Source organism: Tardiphaga robiniae (assembly GCF_013359755.1).
GTDB lineage: Bacteria > Pseudomonadota > Alphaproteobacteria > Rhizobiales > Xanthobacteraceae > Tardiphaga > Tardiphaga robiniae.
On the sequence record NZ_JABMCJ010000092.1, the window covers coordinates 368561 to 391373 of the forward strand.

A 22813-nucleotide genomic window follows, 5' to 3' on the forward strand; every position below is an offset into this window, starting at 1 on the left:
TTAAAGCCGCTGACGAACGTGTTATCGTTCTTGGATGAGCAACGTCGAAGACATCGAGAAGGCGATCGAGAATCTGCCACCGGCAGAGCTAGCGCAATTCCGTGCCTGGTTCGAGGCTTTTGACGCCGAAGTGTTCGATCAAAAGATTGCTGCTGATGCATCGTCAGGGAAGCTGGACCGCTTGGCGGAGCAAGCTCTGAACGGCTACAGCCAAGGCCGCGCGCGAGACCTGTGAAACACCTCGCCAGCCCGGAATTCTGGGCGGCATATCGGCGATTACCCGTTCACGTTCGTTCATTGGCAGACAAGAATTTTGCGCTGCTGAAAAGTGACCCCAGTCACCCTTCGCTGCACTTGAAGAAGATCGGCCGCTACGTTTCGGCGCGCGTTGGCCTGCGTTATCGGGCTTTGGCCGTTGAGGTTGATGATGGTTTGCTATGGTTCTGGATTGGATCGCACGCCGACTACGATCAACTCCTTAAATGAGCCGCCTGGCTCAATCGTGCCCATGCGCGTCATGATCGGGCAGAACCAGCCCGAACGTCGCCACCAGGTCCTTCACTTGTGCCGGCGTCAGGTGCCGCGGGTTGAGCCCGCGCAGCAGCAGATAGAGTTTCGCGGTTTCTTCGAGCTCCTCGATGGCATAGACCGCTGCTTCCAGCGTGTCGCCGGACACTACGGGGCCGTGATTGGCCAGCAGCACCGATGAATATTTGCCGGCGAGGCCCTTAATGGCGTCGGCGACGGCCGGATCGCCCGGTCGATAATATGGCACCAGCGCCGTCGCGCCGCATTTCATCAGGTAATAGGGCGTCATCGGTGGCAGCGCGGCGCGCGGATCGATTTCCGGCAGCATCGAGACGGCGACCGAATGGGGCGAATGCAGATGCACCACGGCGCGGGCGGCGCTGCGTGTCTCATACAGTGCCGCATGCAGCGGAACCTCTTTGGTCGGCGCGTCGCCAGATATGAGGCGGCCGTTGCTGTCGAGGCGCGACAGCCGGGCCGGATCGAGTGAGCCCAGTGACGCATTGGTCGGGCTCACGAGCCAGCCGCCATCATCGCAGCGCACACTGATATTGCCTGATGAGCCCGGCGTCAGCCCGCGGTCGAACAGCGAGCGGCCGAGCCGGCAGATCTCTTCACGCAGCTTTGTGTCAGTCACCGGATGTCCTCGGTCTTTTCTTGGCATTTCCTCGTGATGCTTTTTCCCACGCTTTGGCATGATGGCCAAGCCGTGTTACCGAGAGGCAAGGCCGCCTCAAGCTGGCCATCGAGGACCCCTAGGGAATTGCCGCATGTCACCTGCATCTGAAAAACCAAGTTCTGAGAGACCACGCGTCGCCGTTATTGGCCTGGGGTCGATGGGCTATGGCATGGCCTTGTCGCTGAAGAAGGCCGGCTTCATGGTGACCGGCTGTGACGTCTCGGCGGATGCGGTGAAGCGCTTCGTGGCCGACGGAGGGCAGGGCGCTGATACCCCGGCCGGTGCCGCGCAGGGCGCGGATATCGTCATCAGTGTCGTCGTCAATGCCGCGCAGACGGAGACCATCCTGTTCGGGGTGGATGGCGTTGCCGAAACGCTGCCGAAAGGTGCGGTATTCGTATCGTCCGCGACGATGGATCCCGATGTCGCCCGCCGCCTCGCCGGGGATCTCGAAGCCACCGGCCGACATTACCTCGATGCCCCGATCTCCGGCGGTGCACAGCGTGCGGCGCAGGGCGAACTCACCATTCTAGCATCCGGCAGCGAGGCTGCCTTTGCCCAGGCGCGGCCGGCGCTCGATGCGATGGCCGCCAAGCTCTATGAACTCGGTGATGCTGCCGGGCAGGGCGCCGCTTTCAAGATGATCAACCAGCTCCTCGCGGGCGTACATATCGCCGCCGCCTCGGAAGCCATCGCGTTTGCGGCCAAGCAGGGTCTCGATATCCGCAAGGTCTATGAGGTGATCACCGCCTCCGCCGGCAACTCCTGGATGTTCGAGAACCGCATGCCACATGTGCTCGATGGCGATTACACGCCGCGCAGCGCGGTCGATATCTTCGTCAAGGATCTCGGCATCATCCAGGACATGGCGCGTACGGCAAAATTTCCCGTGCCGGTCTCCGCTGCGGCTCTGCAGATGTTCCTGATGACATCGGCGTCAGGCATGGGCCGCGATGACGACGCGTCGGTGGCGCGAATGTATGCCAAGGTCACCGGCACCAAGCTGCCGGGCGAGCCGAATTAAGAACACGAGGACGATCGATGCCCCGCTTCGCCGCCAATCTCAGCATGATGTTTAACGAACACGCATTCCTCGATCGCTTCGATGCCGCGGCCAAGGCAGGCTTTACTGCGGTGGAATTCCTGTTTCCCTATGAGCATCCGCCGGAAGCGATTGCCGAACGACTGGAACGCAACGGGCTCAAGCAGGTGCTGTTCAATCTGCCGCCGGGCGACTGGAATGCCGGCGAAAAGGGTTTTGCCGCTCGCCCCGACAAGTTCGATGAGCTCCGGCAGAGCATTCACACGGCACTGCCCTATGCCCTGGCCACCAATGTCCGCCGGCTGCACATGATGGCCGGTCTCGCCGATCGCCGTGATCCGAAGGCCGTGGCGGCCTTCCGCAAATCCGTTGAATGGTCCGCGAATTTTCTCGGCGAACATGGCGTCGACGTGGTGATCGAGCCGATCAACCCGCGCGACGTGCCTGGCTACTTTCTCAACGACTTCATGTTCGCACGCGACATCATCGCCGACATGAAGATTCCCAATCTCGGACTGCAGTTCGATATCTATCACTGCCAGATCATGCACGGTGACGTCACGATGCGGCTGCGCGAGATGCTGCCGTGGATCGGGCATATCCAGATCGCCAGCGTGCCGTCGCGCAACGAACCGTCCGGTGAGGAACTGAACTATCCGTTCCTGTTCGATGAACTCGACCGGCTCGGCTACGACAATTATGTCGGCTGCGAATATCGCCCGGCCGGCGACACGGTCGCAGGACTTGGCTGGTTCAAGCCCTATGCCGGAGTGAAAGCATGACGCTGGCGCTGGGCTGCATCGCTGACGACTACACGGGTGCGTCCGACCTGGCCAACACGCTGACCCGCTGCGGTCTGCGCACGGTGCAGACCATCGGCATTCCTGCGGATGATCTGCAGCTGCCAGACGTCGATGCCGTTGTAGTATCGCTGAAGAGTCGCTCGATCGCGGCCAGCAGGGCGGTCGAGAAATCGCGCGCCGCCGAAAAATGGATGCGCAGCCGCGGCGCGGATCATGTGCTGTTCAAGATCTGTTCGACATTCGATTCCACCGATGCCGGCAATATCGGCCCGGTGATGGACGCATTGCGGCTCGATTCCGGTGACAATATCGTGCTGGTGACGCCGGCATTCCCCGAGACCGGTCGGACGGTCTATCAGGGCAATCTGTTCGTTGGCTCCGTGCCGCTGAACGAGAGCCCGCTCAAGGATCACCCGCTCAATCCGATGCACGACTCCAATCTCGTCCGTGTGCTGGCGCGGCAGAGCGCGACAAATATCGGGTTGGTCGATCTCGGAGTTGTCGCCTGCGGCGCCGACGTGGTGCGGACGCATCTCGATGGACTGTCGGAGAATGGCTTTGGCGCGGCGATCATCGACGCGGTGTTTGCCAGCGATCTCGAAACCATCGGTGCGGTCGCCCTGGGTCATCGCGTCTCTGTCGGTGCATCCGGCATGGGGCTTGGCCTGGCGCGCGCACTGGTCGCGTCCGGCCGCGTCAAGGCGAATGCGGCGACCTCGATCAAGGATACGCCTGTGGGTGGCGCTGCAGCCTGTCTGGCTGGGAGTTGTTCGCAGGCGACGCTGCAGCAGATCGCGCGCGCCGAACAGGTGATGCCGGTGCTGCATCTCGATCCCGAACAGGTGATTGCCGGCGGCGCGGAAGTTCAGCGCGCGCTCGGCTGGGCCAAAGAGCGGTTGGGTAAGGGCCCGGCCCTGATCGCAAGCAGTTCGACGCCGGATCAGGTGACAGCCCTGCAAAAGCGCCATGGCCGCGATGCCGCGGGGCATGCCATCGAGCAGGCGATGGCCGATCTCGCTGAAGGTCTCGTCCGCGCCGGCGTACAACGGCTCGTCGTGGCTGGCGGCGAGACATCCGGCGCTGTCGTGGATCGGCTGGGCATTCCGGGTTTTCTGGTCGGTGCCGAAATCGCCGCCGGTGTGCCGGTATTGCGCGCGGTCGGTACAGCCGAGCGCCAGATGTTGCTGGCATTGAAGTCCGGCAATTTCGGCGGTCCGGATTTCTTCGCGGACGCGCTTGGCCTGATGGTGTGATGGCTGCCGCCCAATCCAGGGGCGACAGGCTGCCCGAATAGGCAGGACGTTGCCAACGTCGCGCGCATTACAGATAGTTCATCTTTGACCGGCCCATGACACCTTGCATGTCGCGAGCCGCAGCCGCGTCTTTTTAAGCCTAAAACTGTTGTGCGGACGCCACGGCGGCCCGGAAACAATTAACAATACCGCTGAAGTGAATTGCCGTGAGGCTTCGCGCGTTAGCTATTTTGTCGCAGGTCGGGTAAATCTGCTGGCGTGGACAGGCCGGGAAACCGCTCGTTCGCAGCCCTTCATGTAAAGAGGATTGCCCGTTCATTCATGAACCGAGCCGATAGGCTTATGCCGGCCCGGCTCACTAATCGGATGCGGACGATCTCTCTAAACAGGTGAATTCGATCGTGGGCAGGCGGGTTTCCGCAGTGCCCCTCTCGTCAATGTATCGAGGACTACCCGTTCATGATCTCGTTGGTGCGCATCGCCCTGACCCGGCCTTACACCTTTGTGGTGCTGGCCCTGCTGTTGCTGATTGTCGGGCCGCTGGCCGCGCTTCGCACACCTACCGATATTTTCCCTGACATCCGCATCCCGGTCATCGGCGTGGTCTGGCAATATACCGGCCTCCCGCCGGACCAGATGTCCGGCCGTATCACCACGCCGTTCCAGCGCGCACTGACCACCACGGTCAATGACATCGAGCACATCACCGCGAATTCCTATGCCGGCTTCGGCATCATCAAGATCTTCTTCCAGCCCAATGTCGACATCCGCACCGCCAATGCGCAGGTCACCGCGATCTCGCAGACGCTGATCAAGCAGTTGCCGCCCGGCGCCACGCCCCCGCTGATCCTGAACTATTCGGCCTCGACGGTGCCGATCATCAACGTCGCATTGTCGGGTGACGGTCTTACCGAACAGAACCTCGCCGATATCGGCATCAACCAGCTTCGTACCCCGCTGGTCACCGTGCCTGGTGCCGCGATTCCGTATCCGTTCGGCGGCAAGCAGCGCCAGATCCAGATCGATCTCAATCCCGGCGCGCTGCAGGCCCGCGGTCTGTCCGGTCAGGACGTCGCCAATGCATTGGCCGCGCAGAACCTGATCACGCCGGTCGGCACGCAGAAGATCGGCGAATTCGAATACACGATCAATCTCAACAACTCGCCGCTGAAGATCGAAGAACTCGGCCGGCTGCCGATCAAGAGCGTCAACGGCGCCATGGTCTATGTGGATGACGTTGCCACCGTGCGCGACGGCAATCCGCCGCAGACCAATATCGTGCATGTGGATGGCAATCGTTCGGTGCTGATGCAGGTGTTGAAGGCTGGCTCGGTTTCCACGCTCGATATCATCTCCGGCATCAAGCAGAAGGTGATCGACTATCGCTCTGCGCTGCCGGACGCGTTGAAGATCAGCTATATTGGCGACCAATCCGGCTTCGTGCGCGGCGCTATCGAGGGCGTGGCCGTGGAAGGCGTCATCGCGGCCTTGCTGACGTCGGTGATGATCCTGTTGTTCCTCGGCAGCTGGCGTTCCACCGTCATCATCGCGGTGTCGATCCCGCTCGCGGTGCTCGGCGCCATCATCATGCTGTCGATGATCGGCGAAACGCTGAACATCATGACGCTGGGCGGTCTGGCGCTCGCAGTCGGCATCCTCGTCGACGACGCGACCGTGACCATCGAGAACATCAATTACCATCTGGAGCAGGGCAAGGACGTCGAGACCTCGATCATGGACGGTGCGGCGCAGATCGTGACGCCGGCTTTCGTGTCGCTGCTGTGTATCTGTATCGTCTTTGTGCCGATGTTCTTCCTCAACGGCATCGCGCGATTCCTGTTCGTGCCGATGGCCGAAGCGGTGATGTTTGCGATGGTCTGGTCGTTCCTGCTGTCGCGCACGCTGGTGCCGACCATGGCCAAGTATCTGCTGCAGCCGCATGTCCATCATGAGGGCGAGAAGCCGCCGACCCGCAATCCGCTGGTGCGTTTCCAGCGAGGCTTCGAAGCCGGCTTCGAGCGGATCCGCGGCGGCTATCACGGCCTGCTGGATATGGCGCTGGCGCGGCGCCCCGTTTTTGTGATTGGCTTCCTCGGCGTCGTCGGCGTGTCGTTTCTGCTGGTGCCGTTCCTTGGCCGCAACTTCTTCCCATCGGTCGATGGCGGCGCCATCCTGATGCATGTCCGCGCCCAGGTCGGCACCCGCATCGAGGAAACCGCGAACCAGTTCGCCGATATCACCAAGGCGGTGCGCAAGATCATCCCGCCGGATCAGATCGAGACCATGACCGACAATATCGGCATGCCCGTCTCCGGCATCAATCTCACCTATAACAACACCGGCGTGATCGGCCCGCAGGATGGTGACTTCCAGATCAAGCTGAAGGAAGGCCACAGGCCGACAGAGGAATATGTGCGGCAATTGCGCGAGCAACTGCCGCGGCAGTTCCCGGGTGTCAGCTTCGCCTTCCTGCCTGCCGACATCGTCAGCCAGATCCTGAACTTCGGCGCTCCGGCCCCGATCGACCTGCAGATCCGCGGTGCGAATCTCGCGGCGAACTTCGAATATGCCAACAAGCTGCTCGGCAAGATCCGTCGCATTCCCGGCATTGCCGATGCGCGGCTCCAGCAGTCGCCGAACAATCCCGGCTTCAACATCGATGTCGACCGCACCCGTGCGCAATATGTCGGCCTGACCGAGCGCGATGTCACCAACAGCCTCGTGGTCAACCTCGCAGGTTCGTCGCAAGTCGCGCCGACCTATTATCTCAGTCCTGATAACGGCGTGTCCTATTCCATCGTGATGCAGACGCCGCAATACAAACTGGATTCGCTGGGTGCGCTGGAGACGCTGCCGATCACGGCCGTGAATGCCAGCAACAACTCCCCGATGCTCGGCGGCATTGCCAGCATCAATCGCTCGACCTCGAATGCCGTGGTGTCGCAATATGACATCCAGTCGATGGTGCAGATCTATGCCACCACGCAGGGGCGCGATCTCGGTTCCGTGTCCAACGACATCTACAAGGTGTTGGAAGAAACCAAGGCGGATGTGCCGAAGGGCAGCAATGTGGCGCTGCTCGGTCAGGTGCAGACCATGAACAGCGCCTTTGCCGGCCTGCTGTTCGGTCTGCTCGGCGCCATCGTTTTGATCTATCTCTTGATCGTCGTGAACTTCCAGTCCTGGTCCGATCCGTTCGTGATCATCACCGCGCTGCCGGCGGCATTGGCCGGCATCGTCTGGATGCTGTTCACGACGCAGACGACGCTGTCGGTTCCAGCATTGACCGGCGCCATCATGTGTATGGGCGTCGCAACAGCCAATTCTGTGCTGGTGATTTCCTTTGCCCGCGAGCGCTACGCGATCCTCGGCGACCCCATCAAGGCCGCGTCCGAAGCCGGTTTCGTCCGCTTCCGCCCTGTGCTTATGACCGCTTTGGCCATGATCATCGGCATGGCGCCGATGGCGCTAGGGCTGGGCGAGGGCGGCGAGCAGAATGCGCCACTTGGCCGCGCTGTCATCGGCGGCCTGATTTTTGCTACCATCGCCACGTTGATGTTCGTGCCGGTGGTGTTCAGCATGGTTCACAAGAAACAGCAGCCTGCGCCGGACGCGGCCACCTCGGAGACTTTGCATGCCCACTGAGCAGACCCCCCCGGTATCGCGCCGCAAGCTCGGCCTGGTCGGAGTGATTGGCCTGTGCGCCGCCGGCGCCATCGTCGTCACCGGCATCATGGCCCGCGCCAAGACCGAGACCGACCTGAAGGCCTGGACCGACGATCAGGCGATCCCGACGGTCGCTGTCGCTCCGCCGGATGCCCGCGTCCTCAACGCGTCGCTCGATCTGCCCGGCCGGCTCGAAGCCTATTACCGCGCGCCGATTTTTGCCCGCGTTTCGGGCTATCTGAAGAGCTGGAGCGCCGATATCGGTGCACAGGTCAAATCCGGCCAGGTGATCGCCGAGATCGAAGCCCCGGACCTCGATCAGCAGTTGCTGCAGGCCCGTGCCGATCTCGTCAGTCAGCAGTCCAGCGCTAAACTGTCGGAAGCGACGCTGAACCGCCGCAAGACGCTGGTGGCGTCGAATTTCGTCTCGGCGCAGGAAATCGACGAGCGCACAGCCGATCTGAACAACAAGCGCGCCGCCGTGAATTCCGGCCAGGCCAATGTCGAGCGTCTGGAAGCGCTGGCCGGTTACAAGAAGATCACCGCGCCGTTCGATGGAGTTGTGACCCAGCGCAACACCGACGTCGGCGCGCTGATCTCGGGCGGCACCGGCACCGGTGCCGCGATGTTCGTGGTATCTGATATCAAGAAGCTGCGCGTTTATGTCGACGTGCCGCAGAGCTATGTGCCGGCGATCAGGTTAGGTGCCAAGGCGATCATCAGCGTGCCCGATCATCCGAACAAGACGTTCCCGGCCACGGTGGAAGCCTCGTCGCAATCGGTCGATGTGGCATCGGGCACCACGCGCATGCAGCTCGTGCTCGATAATCCGAGCGGCGAGTTGCTGCCGGGTGGCTATGCGAATGTGAAGATGAGCCTGGCGCGCGACTCCGCGCCGCTCCATGTTCCGGCCTCGGCGCTGATCTTCAACAAGAGCGGCATGCGCGTCGCGACCGTTGGACCGGACGACAAGATCCTGTTCAAGACCGTGACAATCGCCAGGGATCTCGGCCGCGACATCGAGCTCGCATCCGGCATCGCCGCCGACGATCGCATCGTCATTGCCCCGCCGGACGGCCTCAACGACGGCGACAAGGTCCGTATCACTGGCGGCAGCGGTACTCCGAAAAACGGCAAGCCGACGGCCGAGACGGACAAGAAGGAAGTGAAGGGGTAGGGCGTTGACGCCGCGCTATGCCGGGCTCGTATGCCGGGCATAGCGCCCCCTCCGTTTACGATTATCTAGTGCGTGATGCCCTCGCGATCGAACAGCGCCATCAGGGTGCAGCTCATCGTTGCAATCAGCTTCTCCTCGCTCCGCTCCACCGCAAAGGCCTGGCCCTCACAGACCGTTATGGTTCTTCCGGGCTTGAGAACGCGGGCCCGAAACAGGAAATGCTCGCCGCGGGCCGGGGCCAGAAAATTGGTCTTGAATTCGACGGTCAGAACCGCGGCATTGTCGGGCATCAGCGAGAAGGCGGCATACCCGCAGGCTGTATCCAGCGCTGTCGTGATGATGCCGGCATGAATGAACCCGTGCTGCTGCGTAAAGGCGGTGTTGTACGGCATTTTGAGCTCGACTTCGCCGGCTGCCTGACGCGCAACTTCGATACCCAGTGTCGCCATCGCCGTTTGGCGGGCGAAGCTCGCCTGCACGCGGGCCTCGAAGTTTGCGTCCTTTGGAATGAATTTGGTCATTTCGCTTTATCGCGCCTTTCGCCACTCCAGCACGCCGTCACCTGCCGTGCTGATCGGCCCTGACGCTCCCACCGGCGTCTTGTCCTGATCCATCAGAAACGCCAGCGTCGCCTGGTCCTGCACCGGCACACGCGCCAGCGCGCGTTCATTGGCAGCAGTGCGCAGGATCACCACGCCGTGCTCGATCTCGCCGCTGCGGCCGTAGATCACCGTGAAGCTTTCGACAGTGCCGTTGCCCGAGGCCTCGGTGACATATGTCGGAACGGGCTTGCGGTTGCGATCAGCGTCTGCCTGCACGTTTGTATCCTGTGCGATCGGTGCCTTGGGTATCTCCTTCGACACCACCAGCGCGTGGTGCTTGGTGACGAAGCCGCCTTGCGCGTAGAGCAATCCAGTCTTGGTCCCCGCGCGGATTTTGCGGACCATCGCGCAGGCGGCATGCGCCATGTAGTCGTTCAGCGGCGCGCCAAAGAAGGTGAGACCGCCGGTCACGGTTGGTTGTACATCGCTGCCAAGGCCGAGGGTGCGGCGGGCCATCTTCGGCACGCAGGGGAAGCAGCTATAAAGCTCGATGGCGCCGAAATTCTTGCCGGAGCCGCCGACCAGATCCATCGCGACTTTCAGCACCGCATTCTGCGCGTGGCTTTCCACATACTGGTCGCGGTCGAGATAGTCGCGCGGCTCCTCGGCCGAAGCGCCGCCCCAGATATGCACGATGCGATCCTCGGGCACGCCGGCAGCGCGCGCCTTGGCAAGGCTGGTGACGAGGATGGCGGCCGACTGGTTCACCATCGGATTGGCGACCATCAGCTTGGTATAGGGCCAGGCGATCAGCCGGTTGTCAGGCGTCGGCGTTGTGATCTCGTCGGGCGTGAAGGCCTTCTTGTTCCACGCTTCCGGATTGGTCGCCGCGACGCCTGCATAGCGCGACCACAGCTCGCCGGATTCGCGATGGGCCTCGCGCGGCGTCTGGCCCCAATGCGCGGCGGAGGCGGCTTCATAGAACGGGTAGACCGTGACCGGTTTGGCCACGCCGAGCTTGGTCGCCATCGGCTTCTGGTAGTTGGCACCGCGCAGCGGCTCCGGCGCATCCTTGGCGAATGGCGTCCAGGGCAGATCCACCTTGGCGCGTTCGGCCTTGGTGGCCGTGCCCTGCGATTCCGCGCCGGTGATCGCTGCGACCTGAGATTCGCCGCGCGCGATACGCTTGGCTGCTTCATGAATGTAACGGATCGGGCTCTCGCCGCCGACCGGGCCGTAATAGGCGTGCTTCGGCGCGATGCCGAGCTTCTCGCTGAGTTGCTTCTCCGGTGCGGTGTAGCGCCAGCTCAGGAAGTTCACGATGTCGAGCGAGTCGATATCCCCAAGCAGCTTCCCGCCAGAGTCCTGCTCCGCGCGCTTCAGCGCCTCGATCATCAGCGCGAGCGGCTCGAGACCCTCCGTGAGCTCCTTCGGATGATCCGAGAATTCGCCGACGCCGACGATGACGGGGATGCGGTCTTCAGCTTGGTTCGACACTGCCATTGTTCTTGCTCTTGCCTCTATTCGGAAACCAGCATGGTGAGGTGCTCCGCCGCTTCGGCAAAGTCCTCCTTGAACTCCTGCACAACTGCGCCTGCCGACTTGACGCTGTCAATCAGGCCGACGCCCTGGCCGACGAAATAGCTGACCAGATCTCGCGCCTGCGCATTGCCTGCGGCTGCGGAACGATCAATCGAGGCGAAGGCGTCGCGGCTGATCAGGCTCTGCAGTGGCATCGGCAGTGCGCCTGGGCTGTCTTCGCCGCGATCCCAGGCATCGGTCCAGACCGAGCGCAATTGCCGTGCGGGCTTGCCGGTACGGCCCCTGGAGCGGATCGCATCGCGCGACGAGGCGGCAATCATCTTCTCGCGAAAGATTTCGGAGGTTTCAGATTCCGTGGTTGCGAGCCACACCGAACCGGTCCAGACGCCTGCCGCGCCCATCGCCATGCAGCCGGCCATCTGCCGCCCGGTCATGATGCCGCCGGCGGCGAGCACCGGGACCTCGCGCATCGGCTTGACGGCCTTGATCACCTCCGGCACCAGCACCATGGTCGAGACCTCGCCGCAATGGCCGCCGGCCTCGGTACCCTGCGCCACGAGAATATCGACGCCGGCCGCAACCTGCCGGATCGCATGTTCCTTAGCACCGACGAGTGCCGCCACCGGGACGCCATGGGCTTTGCCCATCTCGATCATCGCCTTCGGTGGCACGCCGAGTGCATTGGCGATCAGCCGGATCGGATGATTGAAGGAAACGTCGAGCAGCCGCAGTGCAGTCTCGCCATCGAATGGCTGCGGCTGGTCGGCGGACACTTCGGTGATCCTGAGATCGACGCCGTATTTCTTCAGCAGGCTCTTGGTGAAAGCGCGATGTTCCGGCGTGATGCGGCGCTCAAGCGATTTCCAGGTGACGTCCTTTTCGCCTGATGTGGAGATATTCTCCGGGATCAGCACGTCGATGCCGTAGGGCTTGCCGTCGACGTGATCGTCGATCCACTTCAGTTCCTGCTCCAGCGTCTCCGGAGAATGCGCGGTGGCGCCGAGCACACCGAAGCCGCCGGCACGGCTGACGGCAGCAACCACGTCGCGGCAATGGCTGAAGGCGAGTAGCGGAAACGCGATGCCCAGCATCTCGCAGATCGGCGACTTCATCGGCGTGTCTCCCTGAATCTCTTGTGACCCGCTTCATGTGGCGAGTTCGTGATGAACGCTAGCGTATGGGGAAGGGCGATGCCAAGCGGACGAGGGGCATTCCGCCTAGCAAAATACCGGGGCAACGACGCCCGATTTCCTGCTTGCGCTTTCGCGTTATGCGGGAAATGCTACCTGTAACAAGCAAAGCAAAAAATACGGGAGTGAACGCATGGCCGCTGCTCAGCCGCAACCTGTCTCGCATCAGAACGCGCGTATCGATGTCGTGGTCGTCGGCGCCGGATTCGCGGGGCTTTATCTGCTGCACAAGCTGCGCGGCCTCGGTCTCCACGTGAAAGTTTTCGAACAGGGCGGCGATGTCGGCGGGACCTGGTACTGGAACCGCTACCCCGGCGCGCGCTGCGACGTCGAGAGCATGCAGTATTCGTTCTCGTTCGATAACAAGTTGCAGCAGGAATGGGACTGGAGCGAGCGCTATGCGCCGCAACCGGAAATCCTGCGCTATGCCGGCCATGTCGCCGATCGCTACGATCTGCGCAGGGACATCCAGTTCAACACGACGGTCAAATCTGCAGTCTTCGACGAACGCGCCAATCTATGGACGGTAACGACCTCCGATGGTCAGACCACCACCGCGCAGCATGTCGTGCTCGCGACGGGTTGCCTGTCGAATGCGCGTACGCCCGAATTCAGGGGCATGAAGGATTTCAAGGGCAAGGTCTATCACACCGGCAACTGGCCGCATGAGACAGTCGATTTCACCGGTCTGCGCGTCGGCGTCATCGGCACCGGCTCGTCAGCAATCCAGTCGATCCCCCTGATCGCCGAACAGGCGAGCCAGCTCACTGTGTTCCAGCGCACAGCAAATTTCAGCGTGCCGGCGCGCAATGCGCCGCTCACCGATGACGAGCGCAAATCGTTTCGCGACAACTATCCGGAGATTCGCAGGCAGGCGCGTGAGGATTTTAAGAACGGCATCGTGCAGCCGATTCCGGATCGCGGCGCGCTCGACGATCCGGAACATGAAAGGCGTGAGAAGTATCATGCGCGATGGACATCGGGCGGGCTTACCTTCATGGGCGTCTACAATAACCTGGTCCTGGATCAGCGCGCCAACGATACCGCTGCCGATTTTATCCGCGAGAGAATTTCAGAGATTGTCAGCGATCCCGAAACGGCAAGGCTGCTGCAGCCGACCGATCATCCGGTTGGTTCAAAGCGTATCTGCGTCGACACAGATTACTATGCGACCTTCAATCGCCCGCATGTGACGCTGGTCGATATCAAGGCCCATCCGATCGAGCAGATTCTGCCGAATGCCGTGCGCACCGGCGGCAAGGATTACGAGGTCGACGCGCTGGTGCTCGCCACCGGCTTCGACGCGATGACCGGCTCGGTCGCCAAGATCGACATTCGTGGCCGCGGCGGCCAAACGCTGAATGATAAATGGGCGGAAGGCCCGCGAACCTATCTCGGCTTGATGAGCGCCGGCTTCCCGAACCTGTTTATCGTCACCGGCCCTGGCTCGCCCTCGGTGCTGTCAAATATGATCGTGTCCATTGAGCAGCATGTCGACTGGATTACCGATTGCCTGAGCTATATGCGCGACCGTGGCGCAGAGGTGATCGAGGCGACGCATCCCGCGGAGGACAAGTGGGTCGCTCATGTCAATGAGGTCGCGGCCGGCACGCTCTACCCGCAGGCCAATTCCTGGTACATGGGCGCGAATATTCCCGGCAAGCCGCAGATTTTCATGCCCTATATCGGCGGCGTCGGGGTCTACCGGCAGATTTGCAATGATGTGGCGGCGAAAGACTATGAGGGATTTGCGATGACGGTGGGCGCGCGGCCAAAGGAGGCGGTGGCGTCGTAGCAAACGGCGACTTTCTTGCCCTCTCCCCCAGCGCAGCGAAGCTGCGCGCCGCGGGAGAGGGTGGATCGAACGCGCAAAGCGCGTTCGAGACGGGAGAGGGTCAGCCGCAAGCTCCGAGTCCAGCACCCCTCTCCCGCAAGGGGAGAGGGGAAGAAAGAAATCAAAACGCCGTATACCCGCCATCGATCACGAATGTATCCGCTGTATGATACGATGACGCCTTGCTCATCAGATAGACAGCGATGCCGCCGAAGTCCGACGGTTCGCCGAAACGGCGCACCGGGATGCGCGGCATGACATTGGCGACGAATTTCTCGTTGCCCATGATCCCGGCCGTCATGTCGCTCTTGATCCAGCCGGGCAGGATCGCATTGGCTGTCACGCCCTGCCGTGCCAGTTCGACGGCCAGCGCGCGCACCAGCGCATTGATCGCCGCTTTGGTCGCCGCATAGTGCTCGTTGCGCGCGGTGCCGAAGATCGAGGCAAGACTCGATGTCGCAACCAGGCGGCCGAATTTGTCGCCAGCCTCCGCGCGTTCGGTCATATGCCGTGCGGCCACCTGGAAGGCATGGAAGACGCCGTCCAGATTGGTGGCGAACATGGTGCGCCACTGCTCTTCGGTGCGGTCGATGAAATTGTGCCGGCCGCCGCCGCCGATGCCGGCATTGGCGAAGCAGCCATCGACACGGCCGAATTTCTTGAGCGTGGCATCCATCGCCGCCTTCACCGAGGCGGTGTCGGTGACGTCGCAGACCAGCGTGTCGACCTTGCCGGTGCAGTCCGCCATGGTGGCAGCCGCGGCCTTGTTCTTCTCGGCGTTGCGGCCCCAGATCGAGACGTTGCAACCGGCGGTGGCCAGCGCCTGCGCGATGCCGAGGCCAATACCGCCATTGCCGCCGGTGATGACGGCCACGCGGCCGCTGAGGTCGAATATCTGTGTAGACGTTGCCATGTCAGCGTTTCCATGCTTGGCGCACGTTATGCCGTGCGTCCGTCGGTGGGCTGGTGTTCCCCAGGAAGCATGGACAAGCGCGTCCGAAAAATCAAATATGCCGCCTGACATACAATCGCATGATCCCGAAAAGTGGATGCTGGTTTTCGGATCAGATCATGCCCAGACAAAGCTTCCACACCGCGGAATAAACACGCGGATCATCCCGTGAGGAAACCATGCAGTTCAAACACGTCACGCTCGATTTCGACGGCAATGTCGCCATCCTGAAGCTCGATCATCAGGAGGTGATGAACGCGGTCTCGGTCGACATGCTCGGTGGTCTCGGCGAGGCGCTGGACGAGATCGATGATCGCAAGGCGGACGTGCGCTGCCTGGTCCTCACCGGTGCCGGCCGTGCCTTCTGCACGGGCGCCAATCTTCAGGGGCGCAACAATCAACTCACAAAGGCGCGCAGCAACGCCGGCGCGACGCTGGAGACCGCTTTCCATCCGTTCCTGCGCCGGCTGCAGAACCTGCATTGCCCGATCGTCACCGCGGTAAATGGCCCCGCCGCCGGCGCTGGCATGAGCTTTGCGCTGATGGGCGATCTCATTCTGTGTGCGCGCTCGTCCTATTTCCTGCAGGCTTTCCGTCGTATCGGGCTGGTGCCGGATTGCGGCTCGACCTGGATCCTGCCGCGCTTGATCGGCAAGGCGCGTTCGGTCGAACTGTCCTTGCTTGGTGAAAAGCTGCCGGCCGAGAAGGCGCTGGAATGGGGCCTCGTCAATCGCGTCTATGACGATGCGGTGCTGATGGATGAAACCATGAAGCTCGCCCATGAACTCGCCAACGGCCCGACCATCGCACTGTCGCTGATCCGCAAGCTCTACTGGGAAAGCCCGGAGAATTCCTTCGAGGACCAGATCAATCTCGAGGTCAAATCGCAGCGCGCCGCCGGTGCTTCGCCGGACTTCAAGGAAGGCGTCGCGGCGTTCCTGGAAAAACGTCCGGCCAAGTTCACGGGCCAGTAAGCCTTGAGTACGACGTCTGTTGCGGAGCTTTTGGCGCGCAGTGCGGCGGCGTGGTGTCCCGGTGCGGCGGGCGTGACATCCGCAGCACGGCTGTCCGGCGGCGCCAGCCAGGAGACGTGGTCGTTCGATATCACGCATCCCGATGGTGCCATCGGCGCCATCCTGCGCCGCGCACCGTCGGGTTATGGCGCTGCGCCCGGCCGTGCCGCGGGTCTCGATGCGGAAGCGGTACTCATGCAGCTCGCGCATGATGCTGGCGTACCGTCGCCGAAGGTGCTGCACGTTCTCAGACCGGACGACGATCTGGGAACGGGCTTCATCATGCAGCGAGTCGCTGGCGAAACCATCCCGCGCAAGATCTTGCGTGACGATGAATTCGCCGGCGCACGGCCCAAACTCGCCCGGCAATGCGGCGAGATCCTCGCCGGGATCCACGGGCTGTCCGCTGCAAGCCTGCCGCAACTGCGCCGCATGACTGCCGCAGCAGAAATCGCCGAATTACAGCGCGAGATCGACGGCTTCGATTGGCCGCGCCCGGTGTTCCAGCTGGCGCTGCGCTGGCTGCGCGATCACGATCCCGGCCCGTCCGAGCGCGTCACTTTGGTGCATGGCGATTTCCGTCACGGCAATCTGATGATCGGGCCCGATGGCGTCCGCGCGGTGCTCGACTGGGAGCTGGCGCATCTCGGCGATCCCATAGAGGATCTCGGCTGGATCTGCGTCAATTCATGGCGCTTCGGCGTCATCGACAAGCCGGTCGGCGGTTTCGGCACCTATGAGGAATTATTCTCGGGTTACGAGGCGGCCAGCGGCATCGCCGTCGATGTGGCACGCGTGAAATTCTGGGAAGTGATGGGCACGCTGCGCTGGGGCGTGATGTGCGTTGGGATGATGCAGCGGTTTCGTCTCGGCCCGGATCATTCGATGGAGCGCGCGATGATCGGACGGCGCTCGTCGGAGACGGAGATCGATCTGTTACGGCTATTGGCGCCGCGCGCATGATCCCGAAAAGTGGCGATCGGTTTTCGGATCAGATCATGCGCAAAAACAAGGTGATGACATGCAAGATGAACCGAGACCCGATGAACTGGTGAAGGCCGTCTCGGATTTTCTCCGCAACGACATTGCGCCTCAGATCTCGGGCCATGCGGCGTTCAAGCTGCGGGTCGCGATCAACGCGCTCGATCTGGTGACCCGGCAGCTCACGCTCGCCGGCGACAGCGACGCCGCCGAGCTACATGGATTGACGATGCTGCTCGGCGTGCATGGCACGCTCGACGGGTTGAACCAGGATCTCGCCGACCGCATCGCGCGAGGCGATATCGATCTCGCGACGCCCGGCGTGAAGGAACATCTGTGGCAGACGACACTGGCGAAGCTCGCCGTCGATCAGCCGAACTATGGTTCCTACAAGCGCGAGCTGGAACCGAAGTAAGCGCCGAAGCGCTACTTCCCCTTCCAGTTCGGCTTGCGCTTCTCCGAAAACGCCTTCGGCCCTTCCACATAATCCTCCGACGCCGCCATCGCTTTCACGGCGGGATATTCGCGCTGCTCGGTGATGGCCTGTTCCAGCGACACCGCCATGCCCTTCTGGATCGCCTGCTTGGAGGCGCGGATCGACATCGGCGAATTCTGGCAGATGGTCTCGGCCCAGCGCAGCGCGGCATTCAGCGCCTCGCCCTGCGGCACCACTTCATTGACGAAGCCGAGTTCATAACCTTCCTGCGGCTTCACATGGCGCGCGGTGAGGATCATGCCCATGGCGCGCTTCATGCCGATCTGGCGCGGCAGCCGCTGCAGGCCGCCGGCGAGCGCGGCGAGGCCGACGCGGGGCTCGGGCAGGGCAAAGGTCGCATTTTCTGCAGCGATGATGAGGTCGCAGGCCAGCGCAATCTCGAAGCCGCCGCCCATGGCGACGCCGTTCACCGCAGCGATGATCGGCTTGTCACAATCGAAGCGCGCGGTGAGGCCGGCGAAGCCCGACGTGTTCCAGCCGCGCTTGCCGCCGGCGGCCTGCCATTTGAGGTCATTACCAGCGCAGAACGCTTTGTCGCCGGCGCCGGTGACGATCGCCACCCACTGCTCGGGATCACTGGCGAAGTCGTTGAACACCTCGTGCAACTCGTTATGCGCGTCGGTGTGCAGTGCGTTGTAAACTTCCGGACGCGAGAGCGTCACGATGGTGATCGGTCCCTTGCGGGTCACGGTTGAGAATTGCAGAGCCATCGCGGCCTCCCTTTTGTTTTTCGTTACGCAGAATTTATGACGCCCAAGCGTACTTGACTTGCCGCGCTTGACTTGATCGGACGATGCCATCTTAATCGCTCGATTAACAAGAGCAACAAAGCTCGGAAAACAATCGGGAGAGCGCCTTGGATTTTTCCCTGCCGGCCGATCTGGTCGCCTATCTCGCTGAACTCGATTCATTCATCCTGCGCGAGATCAAGCCGCTCGAAGAGCGAGATGACAATATTCGCTTCTTCGATCATCGCCGCGAATGGGCGCGCACCGATTTCGATAATGGCGGTCTCCCGCGACATGAATGGGAGCAGCTGCTGCGCCAGGCGAAGAACCTCGCCGACGGCGCCGGCCATCTGCGCTTCGCAATTCCAAAGCGCTATGGCGGCAAAGACGGCAGCAATCTCTGGATGGCTGTGATCCGCGAACATTTCGCCGCCAAGGGTCTTGGCCTGCACAACGATTTGCAGAACGAACACTCCATTGTCGGCAATCTGCCGCTGGTGACGATGCTGGATCGCTATGGTCGCGATGATCAGAAGGAAATGATCGAAGGATCAATCACCGGAAAATATCGCATCACCTTTGGGTTGACCGAGCCCGAGCACGGCTCCGATGCCACGCATATGGAGACGACGGCCGTCGAGGCGACGCGTGACGGCGTCAAGGGCTGGGTCATCAATGGCGAGAAGATGTGGACCACCGGCATGCATGTGGCCACGCATTGCGCGCTGTTCGCGCGCACGTCGGGGGATGACGGCGATGCGCGAGGCATTAGCTGCTTCCTAGTGCCGGCCAAGGCCGCAGGCGTAAAGATCGAAGAGTATATGTGGACCTTCAACATGCCCACAGACCATCCGCGTGTGTCGTTCACCGATGTGTTCGTGCCGGATGACGCGTTGTTCGGTGAGATCGGCCGCGGCCTGTCGCTGGCGCAGTGTTTCGTGCATGAGAACCGTATCCGGCAGGCGGCGAGTTCGCTCGGCGCCGCGGTCTATTGCATCAATGAGAGTGTGAAATATGCGCGCGAGCGCAAGCCCTTCGGCGAGGAACTAGCGCGCAATCAGGGTATCCAGTTTCCGCTGGTCGAGCTAGCGACGCAGGCGGAGATGCTGCGCCTCCTGATCCGCAAGACGGCGTGGGAGATGGACCAGCTCACCCAGGCGCAGGTCGAACACACGCTGTCCGACAAGGTGTCGATGTGTAACTACTGGGCCAACCGGCTGTGTTGCGAGTCCGCCGACCGCGCGATGCAGGTGCATGGCGGCATGGGCTATTCACGGCACAAACCGTTCGAGCACATCTATCGCCATCACCGCCGCTACCGCATCACCGAAGGCAGCGAGGAAATCCAGAAGCGCAAGGTCGCGGGATTCCTGTTTGGCTATATGGGCGGGGGGAAGCACTGAACTAGTTTCGACACGCCGCCCTTTCCGCCGTCATTGCGAGGAGCGAAGCGACGCGGCAATCCAGAGGTCACAAGCGAAGACTGGATTGCTTCGCTTCGCTCGCAATGACGTTGATAGCTCAGTCGATAAACCCCGGGATCTCCGCAGGCGAAGCCACCAGATGGCGCGCACCAGCGGAGGTCAGCTCCTCGCGGCCGCCATAGCCATAGAGTACGCCGATCGCCGGAATGCCGTTATTCGCTGCGCCGATGATGTCGTGCTTGCGATCGCCGATCATGATCGCTCGCGCGGGATCGGCGGAGGTTTCGTCGAGCGCATAACGCAGCAGGTCGCTCTTGTCGACGCGAGTGCCATCGAGTTCCGAGCCAAATACGCGCGTGAAGTATTGGCGCAGGCCGAAGTGATCGACGATGCGATCGGCAAATACATGCGGCTTGCTGGTGGCGACAAACAGCCGGCGGCCTGTTGTGTGCAACGTATCGAGCGTCGCGGTGATGCCATCATAAAGCGTGTTCTCGAACAGGCCGATCGTGCCGAAGCGTTCGCGATAGAGTTCAACGCCGCGATCGGCATCTTTCTCGCCGCCGAGCAGTGCCACGAAGCTGGCGCGTAGGGGAGGGCCGATGCACCAGGTCAGTTCTTCCTGTGTCGGGACGGGAAGCCCGAGCTTGCCGAGCGCATACTGGATCGAGCCCGTAATGCCGATCTTGGGATCGGTCAGCGTTCCGTCGAGATCGAAAAAGACCGTGTCGATCGCATGTGGCTTCATCTAGTTCGCATACCTTGCGGTGAGGTCGCGCGAGATCCGCGAGCCTTCGTCGATATAGCGGCGGATTGCGATGCTGGCGGCAGGCGTGCAGGTCCGGTAGGTCTGCTGGAAACCGTTATAGCCGCGGTTGAAACCGGCGATCATGCGGGCGCGGCGCTCGCCGGATGGCGTCTCGGCATCGACCAGCGCCTGCATTTCGTTGCGCCACTTGTTGCCTTCGTTGTTGCCACAGATGCCGCGCAGGTAATGCAGCGCGCCGAGAATCTCCGACATCCGCTGCAGGTCATTGTCGAACGGCGCAGCCGCATCCTGCGCCCGGGCAGAGCCAGCGCCGATCGTCACAACCGTCAGAATGATGAGCAGATGCTTCAACATGAATGGTCCCGGAACCCGGCTGATATGCCTTTTCAAGGCGTCTGAAGCAAGGCGGGCTGCTGATATGCCAAGGTGCTACCTATGGTCCAACCAGATCTTCCGCCATGGCGAGGATCGGGCCAAGGCCATCGGTGGTCTTGAAGGCGTCGAGATCGTCCGGCGCGACCCACTGGAAATCGTCAAGTTCGTCATTTAGCTCGGGCTCGCCAGCCACCCAGCGAGCGGCAAAGGACATGATCAGGTAGTGCCCGGCCACCTTGTCGTTCGGCAGCACTTCGCGAAAGCCGGACAGGCCGACAATGTCGATGGTCAGTCCGGTTTCTTCCATCACCTCGCGGGCAAGGGCTACGGCGAGGGATTCGCCGAATTCCACGCGTCCGCCGGGCAGTGAATAGAAGCCCTTGCCGGGCGAACGGGCGCGGCGGACCAGCAGCACCTTGCCATCCCGGAAGATGGCGGCGCTGGTGGCGAGTTGTGGATGAGCGGGAGGCGTGTCGGTCACGAGGTCATTGCGCCATGATGCTGTCGATGTCGGATTCCTGATCGCGGCCGTTGATAATGCCGCCGGCCGTTCCGACCATGGGCTTGACCCAGCCGGCAGCCTGTTCGGCCAGCATGGCGCGGGTCCGGTCCTGCTGCACGGTGCGCATGGCTTCGCCGACAGTTGTCAGGATTTGCGTCATGTTCGCGACCAGCGCATCGAATTCTGCACGGATGGCCGGGCGTGCAGCCTCATAGGATGCGATGGCGAGATCGCGTGCCTTGAAGTTGGATTTGATGAAGTGCTCGGCATAGCTGAGCGGCTGCCATTCCAGGAACAGCTCATAGCAGTCCGGCATGTCCGGGATCAGCTCGAGCAACATGATGGCTTCATTGAAGTGATTGAGATAGTCGGTCGCCAGACCCGTGCGTGGATTGATATTGGCGGCCATCAGCTCGGCAGCGGACGCGACCGGGCCGGCACCGGCACTGGCCAGATCGCGATGGTCATGCTGCGCCGGTTGTATGGCCGTCAGGGTCATATGTCGCACTGTTGGTGTTTTGGGTTAAAACCGCCTGAAGAGGCAGGATTGCGGATCGAGAATGTGCGGGCGGTTTGTCATTACATCAGCGCCGGAAGCGTTACGGCAGGTATTCAGTTATATCGAGCAACCGAATTTTCCTGCGAGGTACAATATTGCGCCGACGCAGCCGGTTCCTGTTGTCATCGTTGAAAACGGATCCCGGCATTTCCGTCTGATGCGATGGGGCCTTTTGCCCTCCTGGGTCAAGGACCCGCGGAAGTTTACGCTTCTGATTAATGCACGCGCTGAGACGGTGCAAGAAAAGCCGGCCTTCAAAAACGCGATTCGCCGCCGCCGCTGTCTGATTCCGGCCGATGGCTATTACGAATGGCAAAATCGCGGTGAACGCAAACAGCCGTATTTTATCCACCCAAGCGCAGGCGGGCCGATGGGCTTTGCGGGCCTGGCCGAGACCTGGATGGGACCGAACGGCGAAGAAGTCGACACGGTCGCGCTTATCACCGCGGAAGCCAGCACGGGCATGTCGGTACTGCACCATCGCGTACCGGTGACGATCGCACCCGATCATTTCGGCCAGTGGCTCGATTGCAGTTCGGATAGCGCGTCCGACGTGATGACGATGCTCGCTGCGCCCGCAGACGGCACCTTCGCCTGGCATCCGGTGGCGATGGCCGTCAACAAGGTGGCCAATGACGATGCGCAACTGATCCTGCCGATCTCGGCGGAAGAGGCCGCTGTGGAGCAGGTGAAGCCGATGAGGGCGCCGCGCAAGGTCGTGGTGGTCGAGGACGACGGGCAAGGCTCGTTGTTCTAGT

General features: G+C 62.0%; 23 protein-coding genes. 13 read left to right on the forward strand and 10 right to left on the reverse strand.

Annotated features, from left to right (window positions below):
* Nucleotides 1-34: 34 nt before the first annotated feature.
* Together HP556_RS23720 and HP556_RS23725 are read left to right on the forward strand one after the other, a co-directional pair.
* On the forward strand, nucleotides 35-235 hold the full coding sequence (locus HP556_RS23720; RefSeq protein ID WP_175368761.1) for a hypothetical protein: 201 nt from the start codon (nucleotides 35-37) through the stop codon (nucleotides 233-235).
* Nucleotides 232-486 carry a ParE family toxin-like protein gene (locus HP556_RS23725; RefSeq protein WP_175368762.1) on the forward strand — a complete coding sequence of 85 codons (255 nt, stop codon included), beginning with the start codon at nucleotides 232-234 and terminating at the stop codon, nucleotides 484-486. Before HP556_RS23720 ends, HP556_RS23725 begins: the two co-directional genes overlap by 4 nt.
* Nucleotides 487-496: 10 nt before the next feature.
* Here HP556_RS23725 and otnC read toward each other — a convergent pair whose 3' ends face one another.
* Nucleotides 497-1165: a 3-oxo-tetronate 4-phosphate decarboxylase gene (gene otnC / locus HP556_RS23730; RefSeq protein WP_175368763.1), complete on the reverse strand. Its 669-nt coding sequence runs from the start codon at nucleotides 1163-1165 to the stop codon at nucleotides 497-499.
* Nucleotides 1166-1298: 133 nt separating this feature from the next.
* On the opposite strand from otnC, the gene ltnD reads away from it, so the two are divergent.
* The 5 genes from ltnD to HP556_RS23755 all read left to right on the forward strand — a co-directional run bounded on the left by ltnD (nucleotide 1299) and on the right by HP556_RS23755 (nucleotide 9148).
* Nucleotides 1299-2231: an L-threonate dehydrogenase gene (ltnD, locus tag HP556_RS23735; protein ID WP_175368764.1), complete on the forward strand. Its 933-nt coding sequence runs from the start codon at nucleotides 1299-1301 to the stop codon at nucleotides 2229-2231.
* A 17-nt stretch (nucleotides 2232-2248) separates the two neighbouring features.
* Nucleotides 2249-3031: a 2-oxo-tetronate isomerase gene (gene otnI, locus HP556_RS23740; RefSeq protein ID WP_175368765.1), complete on the forward strand. Its 783-nt coding sequence runs from the start codon at nucleotides 2249-2251 to the stop codon at nucleotides 3029-3031.
* A complete protein-coding gene (gene otnK, locus HP556_RS23745) occupies nucleotides 3028-4305 on the forward strand; it encodes a 3-oxo-tetronate kinase (protein ID WP_175368766.1) in 1278 nt (425 codons plus the stop codon). Before otnI ends, otnK begins: the two co-directional genes overlap by 4 nt.
* A 459-nt stretch (nucleotides 4306-4764) precedes the next feature.
* The gene (locus HP556_RS23750; RefSeq protein WP_175368767.1) at nucleotides 4765-7950 is read left to right on the forward strand and encodes an efflux RND transporter permease subunit; all 3186 of its coding nucleotides are present in this window, start codon (nucleotides 4765-4767) and stop codon (nucleotides 7948-7950) included.
* Nucleotides 7940-9148 (forward strand): efflux RND transporter periplasmic adaptor subunit, encoded by a 1209-nt coding sequence (locus HP556_RS23755; protein WP_175368768.1) that lies wholly within the window; start codon nucleotides 7940-7942, stop codon nucleotides 9146-9148. Before HP556_RS23750 ends, HP556_RS23755 begins: the two co-directional genes overlap by 11 nt.
* A 65-nt stretch (nucleotides 9149-9213) precedes the next feature.
* Here the strand turns inward: HP556_RS23755 and HP556_RS23760 are convergent, their stop codons facing one another.
* Genes HP556_RS23760 through HP556_RS23770 form a run of 3 tightly spaced genes read right to left on the reverse strand, consistent with a single transcriptional unit; the run spans nucleotide 9214 to nucleotide 12344 of the window.
* Nucleotides 9214-9669: a PaaI family thioesterase gene (locus HP556_RS23760; protein ID WP_175368769.1), complete on the reverse strand. Its 456-nt coding sequence runs from the start codon at nucleotides 9667-9669 to the stop codon at nucleotides 9214-9216.
* A 6-nt stretch (nucleotides 9670-9675) separates the two neighbouring features.
* Entirely contained in the window at nucleotides 9676-11193 is a 1518-nt protein-coding gene (locus HP556_RS23765; protein WP_175368770.1) for an acetyl-CoA acetyltransferase, read from the reverse strand.
* A 17-nt stretch (nucleotides 11194-11210) separates the two neighbouring features.
* A complete protein-coding gene (locus HP556_RS23770; RefSeq protein ID WP_175368771.1) occupies nucleotides 11211-12344 on the reverse strand; it encodes a nitronate monooxygenase in 1134 nt (377 codons plus the stop codon).
* 211 nt (nucleotides 12345-12555) lie between these two features.
* On the opposite strand from HP556_RS23770, the gene HP556_RS23775 reads away from it, so the two are divergent.
* Nucleotides 12556-14217 carry a flavin-containing monooxygenase gene (locus HP556_RS23775; RefSeq protein WP_175368772.1) on the forward strand — a complete coding sequence of 554 codons (1662 nt, stop codon included), beginning with the start codon at nucleotides 12556-12558 and terminating at the stop codon, nucleotides 14215-14217.
* 160 nt (nucleotides 14218-14377) lie between these two features.
* Here the strand turns inward: HP556_RS23775 and HP556_RS23780 are convergent, their stop codons facing one another.
* The gene (locus tag HP556_RS23780; RefSeq protein ID WP_175368773.1) at nucleotides 14378-15169 is read right to left on the reverse strand and encodes an SDR family NAD(P)-dependent oxidoreductase; all 792 of its coding nucleotides are present in this window, start codon (nucleotides 15167-15169) and stop codon (nucleotides 14378-14380) included.
* Nucleotides 15170-15387: 218 nt separating this feature from the next.
* Here HP556_RS23780 and HP556_RS23785 point away from each other — a divergent pair, with 218 nt between their 5' ends.
* The 3 genes from HP556_RS23785 to HP556_RS23795 are packed head-to-tail and all read left to right on the forward strand — an operon-like array spanning nucleotide 15388 to nucleotide 17617.
* Nucleotides 15388-16182 carry an enoyl-CoA hydratase/isomerase gene (locus HP556_RS23785; RefSeq protein WP_175368774.1) on the forward strand — a complete coding sequence of 265 codons (795 nt, stop codon included), beginning with the start codon at nucleotides 15388-15390 and terminating at the stop codon, nucleotides 16180-16182.
* 3 nt (nucleotides 16183-16185) lie between these two features.
* Nucleotides 16186-17184, forward strand: coding sequence for a phosphotransferase family protein (locus HP556_RS23790; protein WP_175368775.1), 999 nt, complete (start codon nucleotides 16186-16188; stop codon nucleotides 17182-17184).
* A gap of 58 nt (nucleotides 17185-17242) precedes the next feature.
* Nucleotides 17243-17617 carry a DUF6285 domain-containing protein gene (locus HP556_RS23795; RefSeq protein WP_175368776.1) on the forward strand — a complete coding sequence of 125 codons (375 nt, stop codon included), beginning with the start codon at nucleotides 17243-17245 and terminating at the stop codon, nucleotides 17615-17617.
* Nucleotides 17618-17628: 11 nt separating this feature from the next.
* On the opposite strand, the gene HP556_RS23800 is transcribed toward HP556_RS23795, so the two are convergent.
* Entirely contained in the window at nucleotides 17629-18408 is a 780-nt protein-coding gene (locus tag HP556_RS23800; protein ID WP_175368777.1) for an enoyl-CoA hydratase-related protein, read from the reverse strand.
* Nucleotides 18409-18554: 146 nt separating this feature from the next.
* Here HP556_RS23800 and HP556_RS23805 point away from each other — a divergent pair, with 146 nt between their 5' ends.
* A complete protein-coding gene (locus tag HP556_RS23805; protein WP_175368778.1) occupies nucleotides 18555-19829 on the forward strand; it encodes an acyl-CoA dehydrogenase family protein in 1275 nt (424 codons plus the stop codon).
* Nucleotides 19830-19947: 118 nt separating this feature from the next.
* On the opposite strand, the gene HP556_RS23810 is transcribed toward HP556_RS23805, so the two are convergent.
* The 4 genes from HP556_RS23810 to HP556_RS23825 form a co-directional block, all read right to left on the reverse strand.
* On the reverse strand, nucleotides 19948-20583 hold the full coding sequence (locus HP556_RS23810) for an HAD hydrolase-like protein (RefSeq protein ID WP_175368856.1): 636 nt from the start codon (nucleotides 20581-20583) through the stop codon (nucleotides 19948-19950).
* 15 nt (nucleotides 20584-20598) lie between these two features.
* Nucleotides 20599-20973: a TIGR02301 family protein gene (locus HP556_RS23815; RefSeq protein ID WP_175368779.1), complete on the reverse strand. Its 375-nt coding sequence runs from the start codon at nucleotides 20971-20973 to the stop codon at nucleotides 20599-20601.
* Nucleotides 20974-21052: 79 nt separating this feature from the next.
* Nucleotides 21053-21475, reverse strand: coding sequence for an NUDIX domain-containing protein (locus tag HP556_RS23820; RefSeq protein WP_175368780.1), 423 nt, complete (start codon nucleotides 21473-21475; stop codon nucleotides 21053-21055).
* Nucleotides 21476-21479: 4 nt separating this feature from the next.
* Nucleotides 21480-21995, reverse strand: coding sequence for a hypothetical protein (locus tag HP556_RS23825; protein ID WP_175368781.1), 516 nt, complete (start codon nucleotides 21993-21995; stop codon nucleotides 21480-21482).
* A gap of 61 nt (nucleotides 21996-22056) precedes the next feature.
* Between HP556_RS23825 and HP556_RS23830 the strand changes: the two genes are divergently transcribed.
* Nucleotides 22057-22812 (forward strand): SOS response-associated peptidase, encoded by a 756-nt coding sequence (locus HP556_RS23830; protein WP_175368782.1) that lies wholly within the window; start codon nucleotides 22057-22059, stop codon nucleotides 22810-22812.
* Nucleotide 22813 lies beyond the last annotated feature (1 nt).